14 protein-coding genes are annotated in these 14,196 nt (G+C 43.7%); all 14 read left to right on the top strand.

Annotated features, from left to right (window positions below):
* Positions 1–2: 2 nt before the first annotated feature.
* The 14 genes from sctE (at position 3) to J5067_RS21120 (ending at position 14,191) form a co-directional block, all read left to right on the top strand.
* The gene (gene sctE / locus J5067_RS21185; RefSeq protein WP_264651946.1) at positions 3–1,967 is read left to right on the top strand and encodes a type III secretion system translocon subunit SctE; all 1,965 of its coding nucleotides are present in this window, start codon (positions 3–5) and stop codon (positions 1,965–1,967) included.
* Positions 1,968–1,978: 11 nt separating this feature from the next.
* Entirely contained in the window at positions 1,979–3,097 is a 1,119-nt protein-coding gene (locus J5067_RS21180) for a hypothetical protein (RefSeq protein ID WP_264645823.1), read from the top strand.
* Between the two features lie 64 nt (positions 3,098–3,161).
* On the top strand, positions 3,162–4,229 hold the full coding sequence (locus J5067_RS21175) for an IpaD/SipD/SspD family type III secretion system needle tip protein (RefSeq protein WP_264645824.1): 1,068 nt from the start codon (positions 3,162–3,164) through the stop codon (positions 4,227–4,229).
* 13 nt (positions 4,230–4,242) lie between these two features.
* Complete coding sequence (locus J5067_RS21170) at positions 4,243–6,933, top strand: hypothetical protein (RefSeq protein WP_264627805.1); 2,691 nt, start codon at positions 4,243–4,245, stop codon at positions 6,931–6,933.
* A gap of 101 nt (positions 6,934–7,034) precedes the next feature.
* Complete coding sequence (locus J5067_RS21165; RefSeq protein ID WP_264645826.1) at positions 7,035–7,274, top strand: phosphopantetheine-binding protein; 240 nt, start codon at positions 7,035–7,037, stop codon at positions 7,272–7,274.
* A 306-nt stretch (positions 7,275–7,580) separates the two neighbouring features.
* A complete protein-coding gene (locus tag J5067_RS21160) occupies positions 7,581–8,783 on the top strand; it encodes a PrgH/EprH family type III secretion apparatus protein (RefSeq protein WP_264651945.1) in 1,203 nt (400 codons plus the stop codon).
* Positions 8,784–8,796: 13 nt separating this feature from the next.
* The gene (locus tag J5067_RS21155) at positions 8,797–9,063 is read left to right on the top strand and encodes a type III secretion system needle complex protein (protein WP_264628614.1); all 267 of its coding nucleotides are present in this window, start codon (positions 8,797–8,799) and stop codon (positions 9,061–9,063) included.
* A gap of 21 nt (positions 9,064–9,084) precedes the next feature.
* Positions 9,085–9,387 (top strand): type III secretion system inner rod subunit SctI, encoded by a 303-nt coding sequence (gene sctI, locus J5067_RS21150; protein ID WP_264645829.1) that lies wholly within the window; start codon positions 9,085–9,087, stop codon positions 9,385–9,387.
* 2 nt (positions 9,388–9,389) lie between these two features.
* On the top strand, positions 9,390–10,199 hold the full coding sequence (locus tag J5067_RS21145) for an EscJ/YscJ/HrcJ family type III secretion inner membrane ring protein (protein WP_264651944.1): 810 nt from the start codon (positions 9,390–9,392) through the stop codon (positions 10,197–10,199).
* 17 nt (positions 10,200–10,216) lie between these two features.
* On the top strand, positions 10,217–10,786 hold the full coding sequence (locus tag J5067_RS21140) for a hypothetical protein (RefSeq protein ID WP_264651943.1): 570 nt from the start codon (positions 10,217–10,219) through the stop codon (positions 10,784–10,786).
* A complete protein-coding gene (locus tag J5067_RS21135) occupies positions 10,770–11,501 on the top strand; it encodes a hypothetical protein (protein ID WP_264651942.1) in 732 nt (243 codons plus the stop codon). The genes J5067_RS21140 and J5067_RS21135 overlap by 17 nt, the downstream gene beginning before the upstream one ends.
* Positions 11,488–11,688: a hypothetical protein gene (locus J5067_RS21130; RefSeq protein ID WP_264645833.1), complete on the top strand. Its 201-nt coding sequence runs from the start codon at positions 11,488–11,490 to the stop codon at positions 11,686–11,688. The genes J5067_RS21135 and J5067_RS21130 overlap by 14 nt, the downstream gene beginning before the upstream one ends.
* The gene (locus tag J5067_RS21125; RefSeq protein WP_264645834.1) at positions 11,669–12,256 is read left to right on the top strand and encodes a hypothetical protein; all 588 of its coding nucleotides are present in this window, start codon (positions 11,669–11,671) and stop codon (positions 12,254–12,256) included. The genes J5067_RS21130 and J5067_RS21125 overlap by 20 nt, the downstream gene beginning before the upstream one ends.
* A gap of 348 nt (positions 12,257–12,604) precedes the next feature.
* The gene (locus J5067_RS21120; protein ID WP_264651941.1) at positions 12,605–14,191 is read left to right on the top strand and encodes a winged helix-turn-helix domain-containing protein; all 1,587 of its coding nucleotides are present in this window, start codon (positions 12,605–12,607) and stop codon (positions 14,189–14,191) included.
* Positions 14,192–14,196: the final 5 nt, after the last annotated feature.

Genomic DNA, 14,196 nt, shown 5'->3' with positions numbered 1-14,196 from the left:
AAATGGATGTCTCCAAAACAGGTAAAGCGATAAATCTTGCGAATTTGCCATCCACCACTGGAAAAGTAAGCGAAGCAATTTCAACGAAGACACATATTTCTCAGGTAAAGGGAAAGGCTCTTGATCAATTGGCCCAACAGCGTGCCAGAGAAATTATTGCTGACGATGTTTCGGCACAAACTGCATCGTTAACGTCGGAGAGTGTCGAGTTACCCACGATCCGCCAATCGACACCGTTAACCAGCAAAGCCCAAATGTTGTTTTTAATGGCGCAATATCAGGAGATCGCCAGCGGGATGGACGCCACCCAGCGTGCCAATGCCCTGGCAGTGTTTTTGACTCAGTCTGAAGCGCGTATGGATAAAGCTCGTGAGCTGTCAGCACATCTGGATGCGTTACATGAGACCTACGATGGCCTTGAGGCGGAGTTTTCCCAGGCGCAACAGGGGGTTGACGGTGCAAGTGATGACGTGGCTCAAGCGCAACGCAAGCTTGATGAGGCGCAGCGCTCACTGGCTGAGTTGCTAGAACAATTAGGGGTGACAGACCCTGATGATCCATCACTGGCAGACAATCCTGACGTAACGCAGGCCAAAAAGGAGGTGGCTGATGCGCAAAAAGCGCTAGGCCTTGCTCAAACAACGTTATCCGATGCGCGCCTGATTGCCGAGCAAAAGCGTGCTGCGATGCAGAGCGTCTTGAATGACATTAATGCCAGCACGGCAGAAATGAATAGCAAGTACGGCGATGTAGATATGACGTCTAAAGGTGGCGTCGTATCCAGCAATGCAGTGACGCAATCAGAGAAGGCGCTGACTAAAACGGCTGTCATGATCATGCTGATCACCGAGTTTATTATGCAAATGGAAGAGGCCTCAGCAGAAAAACTGAAAAATGACCTTGAACTGAACCGTATTCAAACCAAAGCACGTCAGGCAGAAATGCAGCGTAAATCTGATGAATACGAAGAGCAGGTCCGAAAAGCGGAAGAAGCGCAAAAAATGGCCAGCTGTATTGGAAAAGTTTTAGGTGGCCTGGCGATCGCATTGGGGGCAATTACAACTGTATTTGGTGGTGGTGGCATTGCGTTGATGGCTGTAGGTATCGGCTTGATGGTCGCTGACCCGATTGTTGCTGCTATAACCGGTAAATCATTAACAGAAATGGTGATGAATCCCCTCATGGAGCATGTTTTTATGCCTCTTATGAATATCCTGGGTGATATTGTCACACAAATTTTTGATAAAACACCACTCGGCTTGCTGCTAAATGCTATCGATAAAGCAACGGGTGCCAACATGATGGATACCATCCATATGGTGGTCACTGCCGCAGTAACTATTGCTGCCATTGTTGCTATTTCTTTGGTGGCTAAAACCGCGGCCAAATTTATGATTGAAAAAATGTCGCAAGCAATGACCTCTGCCATTATGCAGTCAATCAAGCAGGCGATAACGCAGGTCATTAATAAAATCATGCCGCAACTTGTTAATAACTCTATGCGACAGGGGAGTGCGGCATTGAGTCGAAGTATGCAATCTGTAACAAACCAGGTTGGAAGAGTGACACGGGAAATCAATAAAAAACTGGATCACATTTCAGATAAAGTAAATGCCAATGTTATGAAGGTATTGAAATTAAGCGATCCAGAAGATGCGAAACGCTTAGGTAACATTGCATTGAAACGATTGGAAATGTTGCAAAACGGCGTTCACACGGCGATGCCTGTGGTTCAAAGTGGAATGAGCATTAATATTTCAAATATCCGGCTTCAGGCCACCAAGGCCATTGCTGATTTTAATTTGGCCGCAATGGATGTCACCATTTTGCGCGATCTCATCAGTAAAATTCTTGCTAATCATGAAGAAGATAGCAAAGCATCTCAATCGATAAATATGACTTTGTCTGACATGTTAAGCAGTAAAGCCAACACTGGGAAGAGTGTTGTAAGAAATATCAGAGCCTAATAGGAGGCGTTATGGCAGTATCTATTTCAAACCCCAATAATACCAGTTTCCAGCCGCGGTCGAGTGCTCTTCCTGATGAGATGCATCGCAAAGGTATGGATAATACCAGTTTCATCGAGAAAGCGAGTTCCAGGCCTTTAGGTGCCACCGACATCAATCAAAATAGAGCGATGTTAGTGCAGCAAGCCTCCAGTCACCTTGTCGGTATTGATATTCGAATTCCTGACATCACCAAGCCGGTTTCTGATACGGATGCTAATTTGTTAAACAAACAAATTGCTTTGTATTCTCAAAATGGCGCTTTGATGCCTGCACAGAATGAAAAAATCGCTGTAATACCGGAGAAAGAAATAGCGAGTGGGCCAGAAAAAATCATGGCTGCGACAAAGTTTCTCGGTGGTTACATTAGTACGCGTTTTGAACCCATCATCGACTTGGCGAAAACGGCAGTATTGTTCAAGCATGCTGAACGTGACATGAAAACCAGTATGTTGGAGAAAAGCCAGAAAAGTCTCGAGCGCTCCGTTGAGCACAGCATGCAGGCTGCTCAAGAGCAGCTTAAAAAAGATCTTACCAGTAGCTTTGTGACCGGTGGTATGGCGTTGACTGGCGGAATCAAGTCTTATAAAGGACAAAGCCAGGCGATTAAAGGGTATGAGATCCAGGGCGCCAAAATTACTCAGCACAAGAACCTGGGTAATAAACTTGATGCTCAAGCAACGCTTTCACGCGGGAAGGATATGAATGATCCGATGTGGGCGCAAGATATGACCCGCTTGAAGCAATCTGCCACTCGTGAACACGTGTTGGCGCAGAAGCAGGAATTTCAACTCCAATCTACCCTAAGCGCCTCACAGCAACAAGTTGCTATTGGGCAAGGGCTACAGGGCGGAGCAATGGCGATGGGAACCATTGCCTCTTCCCAGATGATATTGAGCCAGGCTGAGCAGAATGGCCTACAGCAATTGCGGCAATTTGATAAAGATGTCTTTATGCAGCAGAGCCAAAGAAACGATGAGAGTGCTCAGGATGCTGAAAAGCTGAAATCTGCATTGTTGGCCACGCTTGAAAATATCGCGAGAGGCATCAGCGACACTGCCAGTGTTGTTGCCAATAATACCAAAATGTAATTGCTAAACATTAATAACGCTATAAAACCGCCTGTTGATACAGGCGGTTTATTCTGAGGTAAATATGGAAATATTATCTACAACACGGCCATCATTTCGGGTTGAAAATTATTCACGCGAACAATCTGCCAATAATAGTTTGGTGCAGGAACCCATTGCTGATGCTATGAGTATATCACCCCGCAGTGATGGTGCGCATCGCATTCTTCTCGGCCCTTTTTCCTTTATCATGGCTGATGGAGGAAAGCTCGAAGGTTTTTTAAAAACGTTAAATACTAGTGGCCTTCTTGATGAAATGAAAACTATCCAGGCTCGGAGAGAGCTTCTCGTTCATGATGTGCAAAAAAGAATGCATGTTCTTGATGATATGTTTTCGCAGAATCCTGAATTGAAGAGTAAGGCCCTATCGCCTGCTGCAAAAGAACTGGTCTACTCGGAGTTGGACAAAAAAAGAAATGCCTATGCAGCCCTGATTTCTAGCTTCTCGAATACTGGTTTGTTCAGCACCTTATCAAGCAAAGAGATTAATGATTTACTCTCTACTGCTATTGGGGAAATGTCTGAAAGTTATTTAGATGTTTTTCAACAAGCTGTTGAGAAAAATGCTCAGTTTTATAAAGATTTTTCTGATTTTATGTCCACGTTGCCACAATTCATTTCCGCGGATGGGGATAAAACTATCCTGGATGGAAAAAAATTCAGAGAAAGTCTTGAAGAATTGATGGGCAAATATCCTGTTCCAGGTATGTCAACGACATTGTTTCCTGTTCAAACGGGGTCTACGGTTCAAGGGGCTAGCTATAAGGAGTGTGAAGACTGGGCAAGAGAGTTTGGGCTCAGCGCTGATGACTGTATTTCTCAGTTACTCGATGGTACTTATATCGTTCATATTGATATTAGTCCATTGGAGAACATTTATAACTCAGTGGAAGATAAAAGTATGTCGTTCAACGCTGCACAATGGTCTGCATGGCAGACAGGCGTTGATATGCAAAAAGATCACATCCAAAATAGCATGCAAACATTAACGCAGAAGTTTGCGAACGCGCATTCAACCTTTGATAATTTGGTTAAAGTATTGAGTAGCACAATTTCAAGTCTTTTGGAGTGCGATAAACAATTCTTTGTTTAACGGGGGCGATATCATGAGTTTTTCAAATAACACGATGATCGGGGCTGGTATATCGAAACCAATTCGCCCAAATACATTTCCAGGCAGCGTTGGCAGTAAGGGCGGGAATAACCCTGTAGCATCATTAAAAACGATAACGCAAGCAAAGGTGCAATTTTTACCTCCACCAGGAAAAGCCTCTGTAGCATCGGGCTCACCAAGGCTGTCAACGCGAACCCAAAACGCTGAGCTTGGTGCAAAAGTCAGAAATGTGAGATCGGGTTCAAATAAAAATGAGGCTAAGAGCGAAAACATTGGTGCGTCACCGTCTAACACGCATGACGCTGTGGCGTTTAATAATGTTTTTGATTCATTGGACAGTAGCCTCACTTTTATTAATCAAAGTGAAAACGATGCAATGGCTTTTTTGCGTAAAGATGGCAGCATTGAAGGTCTTGATAAGTTTTTCACCGTTTTATCTAAAGCCGATAACGACGTTGTCGCAGTGGCTAAAGTTAAGCAAATCGTTGTCATGCTTAAAATGCTAAGCGACTCATCGACGCGTTCTGTTGCCCCTGACACCGCAGAAATTAAAAAAGATATTCAATTCTATGTTGATAACGTTAATAAACATGGGCTAACAGCAAATTCACCCTTTGCGGGTTCATTACTCAAAGGGACCCGTGTGCTTAAGGATGTTGATGCGCGTGTTAATAAAAATGCTGCTCAAGTTATCGCCAAAGGTTTAAATCACAATGCTGTTATTGATCGTTTGGTTGAGAGTAAGATCAATATGATGCAAGATAAAAACCAGAGAGCGACGCTTCTCAGCAAATGGAAAGATATCTCGTTTCGTCAATCGAAGCAGGTTTTTGATCGAATGGAAAGTGCTATCAATGATAGTAGCCACTTTCATCGCCTGGATGCACTGCTCAATCATCAACCCATAAAATTAGATCTGTTCAAGGACTTTCTACAACGCGAGAATGCAGATCAGATTAATGACACTAGAAACACTGGACCCTCAAAACCAGATAATGGGATGAGCAAAGAAACACCCGGCCCAACGTATATTTATAATGACTACAGCACTACGACTAATGATAACAGTGTCCATTTTACTGATAATAGTCGTTTTTCGATGAAGGAAGCTGTTAACCCACCTAACGGACAAGAGGAGAAATCTCCCGCCTCTGCCACTGCATCAGCCACTCAGCATCAGAATGTTACGAATGCGCCGGAGAAGCAATCTGACCGTGATATTGATACCAGGGGACACAGTGATGAACCGCACGGGCCTGAGGCAAAGGCTGGCACGTCAGATACTACGGCTAACATCAACAAGCCTTCCAATGAAACGCAGACTCCTCCAGTAACCGTGGGAGGGAATGCTGGGGTTGATGATATCGATGGACCGGCGTTACCAAGAGAGGCCTCTTTAACGCCAGACATCAATGTCGAACTGAATATGCGCACTTCTGTCCAACGGGCACAGCCTCCGGTAGTGGGTAACCATGGTTCTCCGGTGGCCGCACACCAGACTACTTATATGGGGCCCTTTAGCACGGGACGAACGGGAGCTGCGCAATTTCAGCAATACAAGCAGTCTGCATCGATAACCGCTGATAGCGGGCGGTTTAATAAGACGAATGCGTCTCCCGTTACGCCTTCTAACGATGCCGGCACGGGGGTAAAAAGCGATGGCGATCGTTCACCTGATGAGAATATCAGTAACCGTAATCCTCACGTTAAGGCAGGAGAAAATCCTGCTAGCGATAGAGGAGTGAATCAAGCGCTCAATGCCGCTTCATTCACTCGTCAACGGGCGCAGTTTGCTACGACGTTAACCAAAGCCAAAAGCAATGCAGCGATTGTGCAATCCTCTGAGCCTCAATCACAAGCGGGTGATAAACCTTCGTTTGATGGCTATATCGGGCCAAACAGGACCGGACGAACAGGGGCCGCAGAGTTTAAGCGTTATTGGCAATCAGCAAAAACAACGATGGTTGAAACCAATACACCGGTTGGACGCCGAGAGCCGCTTCCAGGAACAAACGTAACAGAAGCAGAAAAACCTGTCGCGCTTGACGGGAGTAAAGCCAACGAGAAAGCGCAAGACTTGTCTGAGACACCGTCTCAAAAAGCCACTACTGCTACTTTATCAACACAGGCAACGCGTCAACAACCGTCGTTGACGGGGGCGGCGGGTATCAACCAGCAAAAGTCTGATATCTATATCGGACCGCGCAGAACGGGTAGGACCGGCGCTGCTGATTTCAAGAAATATGCATCGGATTCAAACGCAGCCACCGTCAGCCGTGCTCCAACTGTGCAACGTAATACCGGGCGTGATGCTGAACCTTTGAGCAAAGAGGTCTTGAGCAACACCAGTGAAAGACGCGTTGTGAATAACACGGATGCAACCACTCCGGCTGCAAGTAGTGCTGAGCGCGTCGTAAGTGTCACTCAGCAAAAAGTACCTGTTGCACCTGAAACCACTAAGGTTGAAACAGAAGAGAATGTGTTGCTGGCAGATACCGTGCCCAACGCGAGCACGTCTAAAGAGCCCTCTTCGGCGAAGCGCCATGATGTCGCATCGTCTGGAGATAATAATAGGGCTACTGCTGCGGGCAACGCCCCCTACAAAGGTCCTTTTTGGACAGGAAGGCAAGGTGCTACGGCAAAGCAATCTTACCTCAACACTGACAGGGTTACTAAAAAGTAAGCCTTTAAATACTTTTATGATGAGCGGTTGTTGTTTAGCCTTGTAAAAGGGGCCTGACGTAATCTTGATGGCCTCGCTCTGTAGATTTAAAAGGAATTGTAATGAATAAAGACGTTGAGGACCGCATCAATAATGTGGTTTCCTCTATTATAAATTGTTCCTCTGTGGATGTACTGCCGGAGAAACACCTATACTATGATCTATTGGCTGATTCACTTATGATGATGGATCTGATGTTAGTGCTCGAACAGGAGTTTACTATTAACATCAAAGATGATGTGCTAGACGATGTTAACTATGTTAAAGATCTCTACCGTCTGATTCATGAACGGTGTCATTAATGTAAATATGGGTCGAGTTTTAACTCGGCCCATTGCCAAGATTATTGCTCATTCCTTTCTTTTCCCTTCTTTTATTCTCTTGCTCGCGTTCCTTTCTAATGAGGATTGATTATATTGACGGTGTGTTTTCTTTTCTATGTGAAGATATACATTTCCATTCTATTTCTTGACAGTCATTAGTTCACTGATTGCCAAATCTGATGTGAAATCAATTTTCCATTATTATTGAATCAAGATGTTCGTGGCCCACTGGCGTATCTTGTAAAAAGTGAATGTAATGGTATCGATCCCCTTGAGAATTTAGCAATGTTATTGGATGAAGATAGAAATATCGATAAAGAAAAAAGGATAGTCGTTAGGCTTCTTAACGGCGTTTTACGTGGGTGTGAGTTTGCTTTGCTTGAAGGGAACACACTTTTTCTTTCTACTGATGAAAATACGATTAGCAAGCAATATAATGGCACACAGATGCCTGACAATACTATTTATATTCCTGCTGAACAAACGGATGTAAGTTTCGAGATCATCGTTAAATCGGGTGACTCATGCGACGTTTATATGCGTGAGCTGTCAAACGACAGCTCACCAATGACAGCATTGTTAGAAAATGAAGTTATCACCGTTGGAACACAAAAATTTGTCTGGCGGAATCAACATTCTGAATTCTCGGACGCCATCTTATCTGGGGAGCTCCAGGACACAGCTACGGTTCCATCATCAACGATGCCAGCGACGGTAAAGAATGCTAAAAGTGTGTGGTATAAAACATTGGCAGCGGTTGCTTTATTCAGCGCTGTGTTTGTCGCGGGTTATAGTTATCTGACAGGAACACAGCGCCAGCTTGATAATGTTTCAACATTATTGAATTTTGCTTCTGATGATTATCAGATAGTGTATGCGCGTGATAATTGGATTTATGTTTTTGCGGGCAGTGAAAAAGCGACTGACTGGGCTATTCAAACCATGATCAGAAATCCGCTGCGTCAACAGGTTAATGTTATCAATATTGCCAGTGAAGAAGAGCGAATTTCCCGTTGGGTGGAAACTTACTGGCCTGCATTGAAATTTCATCAGATACGCCTGAGTGACCCTCAACATCCGATTCTTAGAATTAGCGCAGAAAGGAATGAATTGAGTGAAAAATCACGCGGTGATTTCACTGCTGCTCTGAAAGAGAAATTTCCCTATATTGATTCAGTAAGGCTAGACGATCTGGAGGATAAAACAATCAGGAGCATTGCCAATCAAGGATTGAAAAAAATGGCGCTCTCATTTCGTGAAATAGACAATGGCGATACCATCACCTTTGTCATATTGGGCGTCATTGAGGATGGCATGCTCGAAAGTATCAAGAACTTTGTCAATCAATACTATCAACAGTGGGGAGGACGATATGTTCACTTTTCTGTTGAGCTAGAGACTGATTGGTTCAAAGATAAATCTTTTAAATTTGGCGAACAAAGCTATATCAAGCTTGGCGCTGGACATTGGTATTTCCCTAAAACTTAAAGAAGGCTTTTATATGAGTAACGTAAATACAAGAAGTACAGATTTTACATGGAATGGTTATTTGTCGAATAAATCATCAACGTTTGATAAAGGTGTGACAGAACTTAACTCAGAATTGGAGCTGGCGCTAGGCGAACTGGCAAAGGATCCCTCCAATCCAGAGCTGTTGGCGATTTATCAATCGCGCTTATCAGAGTATACGCTGTACCGTAATGCGCAATCTAACGTTGTGAAGGTCTACAAAGATGTGGGTTCGGCGATTATCACCAACTTCCGTTAATGTTGTTACCAGGAATAGGCTATGAATCATAACACCAGTATGGTGACACAGCTGTCTGGCAATTGGCATGATATTACCATGCCAGAATCTGCCCATGTGTCATTGGAAGATCGTCTTCTTCGCGCTTATGCGCGGGAATCGGTAAATATGTCTGCGGAACAGCGTGACGTGCTCTCATTGTTGGAGAACACCAATGCTTCAACAGACCCTGAAATGTTGGCAGAACTTCAACAGCGAACTTCTGACTATAACTTACATGTATCACTCATTAGTACATTGACCCGTAAAGGGGTCAGTACTGTTGAAACATTATTACGTTCATAATCATGCATAAATACCTGTTATTTCCCATACTGGCAGTCTTTCTTGTAGGTTGTAAGCAAGATGTTTTGCTGAAAGGGTTAGATCAACAACAGGCTAATGAAGTTATTGCGCTTTTACAGCGCAATAACATCAAGGTTGACAAAAATGAGATCAAAAAAGAGGGATACAGTCTCTCTGTCAGTTCTCAAGATTTTTCGGCTTCTGTTGATTTAATGAATACCTATGGGCTGCCACGTCCACCGGCGATCGATATTGCGCAGATGTTTCCTGCCGATGCGCTGGTTTCTTCTCCGCGTGCTGAAAAGGCGCGTCTCTATTCCGGCATTGAGCAACGACTGGCACATTCATTGTTGTCAATTTCAGGGGTGGCTTCTGCTCGCGTACATGTCAGCTATGATATGAGCTCCAGCGATGGCGATAGGAAAAAGTCGCCCGTTCATCTTTCAACGTTGCTCAATCATGATAACAGCATTACTGATACCACCTTATTGATCAGTGATGTAAAACGCTTTCTCAAGAATAGCTTTGAAGATGTTAGTTACGATAATATTTCCGTCGTATTATCCAGGATCAATGATGTTCAGCGGCATGCACCGGTATCCATTCAGGCGACCAAGTCTAACACACCGACATGGTTAATAAGCCTTGGTGTGGTAACCGTTGCCTTGTTAGCTGCTGTACTGTTATTTATTAGTCAAAGCCATCATGCATTTTTTGGTAAGCTAAAGAAGCATATCCCGATTCAGAGTAATAATAAACGCACATCGGATGATCCCACTCCGAGTGTAGATGCTCCTGAAGATAGAAAATAACGGAGTGTTTGAATCTCATGGAAAGCGTCACGCATAAAGCGCAACGGGAACACGTTAATGTTCTGAATGTTATATATAATCCGGTATCCTGGATTCATCCCAAACGTTTTTCGCTGCCCCCAGGTTTTTCGACGCCAGGGTGTCATCGAATTATAAATGATATTTTAATCGAAAATTTTTCCCTTTCGGTTGAACCGCTCGATCTAGATAATGAAAGAGAGCGATATTTAGCTGCGCATTGGCATTTGCTGCCCAAAGCGGCTTTTATGGTCGCTTGTCAACGCCATAAGAGCACTCTTTTTCAGTGTGGAATCTGGTGGAAGCTTGAAAAATCTGTCAGGCAGTTTTCGCTGTTGAATTTTCTTGATAATAAGCAGGTGGATGCGTCTGCTTATTCTCTTGAGCAATATGCGTTGTGCGCTAAAAGAGAAATTGATTTATTCTCCTCTTCTGTCTCGACGGTAATAAGAGAACGACTGCCATTATTGTTTCCACCGGACGACGATAGCGGAAATGCGCCACCACTATTAACCGGTGATAATGAATTAGTCATGAGGATGGCCATTCAACATGTTCAAAGAAGTTGATACGTCATATGCTGATATGCTGCAAGAAAATGTGCTGTTAGCAAACAAGAACCGTGTAACGCATAATCTGAAAATCAGCGTAGTTGCTCAGGCCCGAGAACATGCCAAAAAGATTATCAGAGAGGCGAATCGTGATGCTGAGGCAATTCGTCAGCAGGCCTATCGCAATGGTTATGAACACGGAGTCATGACCTCAATTGAAACAGTAACCCGTTTTATTGAGGACAAACAAGGCATTGTGAACGAAATCTACGGGCAGGTTCGCCAACAAGCAAAGCGCTTGCTGAGTGACACGGTCAATAAGGAGAGCGTGATTTGTGCCTTGTTTGAAAGCTGGGCCGATGAGATTGATGGTCGAGATGACAAAACGCCTTTTTATATTCTTCTTCCTGACGACAGACGCCGCTATAAACGCAGATTAATGGCCTATATTGATAGTATGCATCGAGGGGGCGTCATTTTTGAGTATCATCAAGATTTACGATATGTATTTAAGTATCGTGAGCAACTGGTCGAATTTTTACCAGAAACGTTTGTTGATAATCAAATAGATACTTTTTTTGACACACAATCAATGTATGAAAGTTGTGAACAGCTTTCCCAGCAAACATTGGAAAAGCTTTATGCGCAACTTGAAATGTATTCACCACCGAGTGAGGTGTTGATATCGGAAAATGATGATAATCAAGGAAAAATAAGCAATGACAACGATTAATTCTCTATCAAACTCCACCGTTTATCTTTATGAAACTGATGGGGAAATTAAACAAATCACCGATATAATCAATGAGTTAGATGAGGAGAAAAAAAATGATTGGGGTATGCGGTTTATGTACAACGACTGGATGCAAAAAGTCTTGTTATCAGATGGGCTCGATCCTGATGAAAATCATGACTGGTAAACCTGTTTTTTTCGCCGCCAGCACGTTGTTTCTATCGTTGTTGTTGGTGGGATGTCAGTCTGCAACTCGTTCACTTCCAGATAGCGCTGCTGGCAATAGCGGAAACAGTGCTAGTGCTGGCCTAGAGTTTGCAGGACAAACATGCCGTACCGATCCGCTTTATGCTGCTTCCGGGGGACCCGATGCGCTTTATGCTGAAATGAACGCATGCGTTCGTGCTCAGAAGTTCGATCGAGCGGTATTCCTTTATGCCCTGGCGGGGAGCTACACGTGGTTTGATGCAAGCCGTATTGGTACACAATATGCCAAGATGGCACATGGAAAACGCTTAGGTGAAGCCTTGGCACAGTTGTCCGAAAAGCAGGTCAGCCAATTTTGGGAGCGTATTCGCGCGACAATGCAAGATCCCGGCAAAAAAACCATGATATGTGACAAGGTAAAGCTGGCTGGTATGCCTACACATAGCATAGATTACATGCGTGTTGAGAAATCTTCGGGTGTGGCTGCCAAACCGAGAGAGCAACACCAGTGGGAAATGTCTGTCAATAATTACTTATTATGTAAGTGATATTGCCAACTAACGATACTAAATTTTAATTTAAACTAATTTTTCAGTATTTTATATTGATGAAGGGGTTGTTTTTTTTACTCGGAATTTTTAGTGTTTTAGCCTGGACTTACCAATGAATTCGGTGATTAAAATTATCGATTCTCGTATATTATCTGTGACGTTGGTTCTGCCACTTTTGTTCTGCTGATATGCCTGAAAAACGTTTTAAGCAGCGTTTCATCTGTTTGCTCTAAAAAACCGAAGTAAAGTCATTACCGCTTGTTGGGAATAGCACTGTTAGATGAGTGTATGCGTTATTCCTTTATTGCGCAAAGTTATGCCTCTATTTCGTAAGGAATAGTAAAAATGGAATTTCATCAATTTATATTTGAAGGTTTTTCTTTTCATAATGGTCAATTACTGACAAAAGATAAAGGCGCTATCTATCTAGCGCCTAAAGAGAGTGCTGTATTACTCTTTATGTTACAAAACGCACACGCCGTTATTTCAAAAGATGCAATAATTGAACATGTGTGGAAAGGGGGATTGGTCTCAGATGAGTCATTGACGCGTTGTATTTATGTTCTGCGCCGCACACTGGGTCATTCAGGAAAACAAAGGTTTATCGATAATATCTACGGCAAGGGCTATCGTTTTGTCCCTGACGTTCAAGTCGTCAATCTCCCTGCTAAAACGACTTTGCCTGCCTTGACTGCGGGCCACAGCGACATGGCCGCATTTGATGCTTCAGTTGAAAAGAGAGCATGCAATATTGCATTGTTTATCTTTGAAATGCAGCATCGATACCAGGCCATTTCACTCCACGATCAATTGATTGATTGGTTGCATTGCCTGGATTTGCCCATTAATGTTGTTTCGTCTTGTCTGACGCGTAGCGTTCAAGATTACAGCAGCTACCTGTCTGCAATCGAAAAATCACAGGCAGACTATTATATCTCCGGAATGGAAATCCGGCATGGTGAAAAATCTATCATCCGGCTTGAACTGACGCGGGCAAAGGATCATTCGGTGTTATATCGTGAAGGCGTCCATTTCACGAGCGATCATCACATCAATTACCGGCTGTTATGCCGGGCTATTCTTACGCTTTTGTCTGTGATTGATCCATCGATGGGAATGGATCCGGCGACGGTCAACGTACATCCTTTGAGCTCAAAAGTGGCGCAGCATGATGCATTGCAATTCTCACTATCAGCGCTCGAGAAGTTTATGCCCCAAGCGGTAAACTTAAGACGACATGGCGATACCAGTATCAGTGAACTGTGTCGCATCGCTGGTTCTTACTATGCAGTAGCCAACCTGGGCTTGATGGACTACGAAAGCGTCCGACATGAAATGATGATCATTGTCGGTAAGATATTAGCGAGTGAGCCGAACAACGTTATTGCCCTCTCTTTACAAGGGTTGTTACTTTGCGCTGAAAATAATAAGGAAGCGGCAAGCAAGTTTCATTTGGCTATGTTATTAGCTCCCACTGTTGCAGAGGTTTATTATTACTATGCTTGCCATCTTGTGAGACAAGGTGATTTAGAAAAAGCAATGCAGATGAATAATATGTGCATGGATCTCAATGATGCGTTTTACTCTCCTAAAATATTGCATGTTATCATCAATTATCTCCTGGGTGATACCCAGGAGGCGGTAAGATATGGAGAGGATACGCTCAGCACTGATTCACCTGGGAATACCATCATGCGGGGATTACTGGCGTTACTCTATGCGCGTCTCGGAGAGTTATGTAAAGCTCTGGCTCTGGTAAAGGATATTGAAAAATATAAATCATCTTGTGATTTCATCGGGTATTGTTATAATGAGGTTGCTGGAGTTGTGCACCCAGGTACAACAAAGCATCCAGCAATAATAGCTGAAAAAATGAGATTCTCGAGAGTCCATGTCGGAAATTCCTTTTCCTTAGCATCCTGGATGATGTAATCGAT

Origin of the sequence: Candidatus Symbiopectobacterium sp. NZEC151, from assembly GCF_025962655.1 — a bacterium.
In the GTDB taxonomy this organism is placed as follows: Bacteria; Pseudomonadota; Gammaproteobacteria; order Enterobacterales; family Enterobacteriaceae; genus Symbiopectobacterium.
This window is presented reverse-complemented; position numbering and strand designations above follow the sequence as displayed.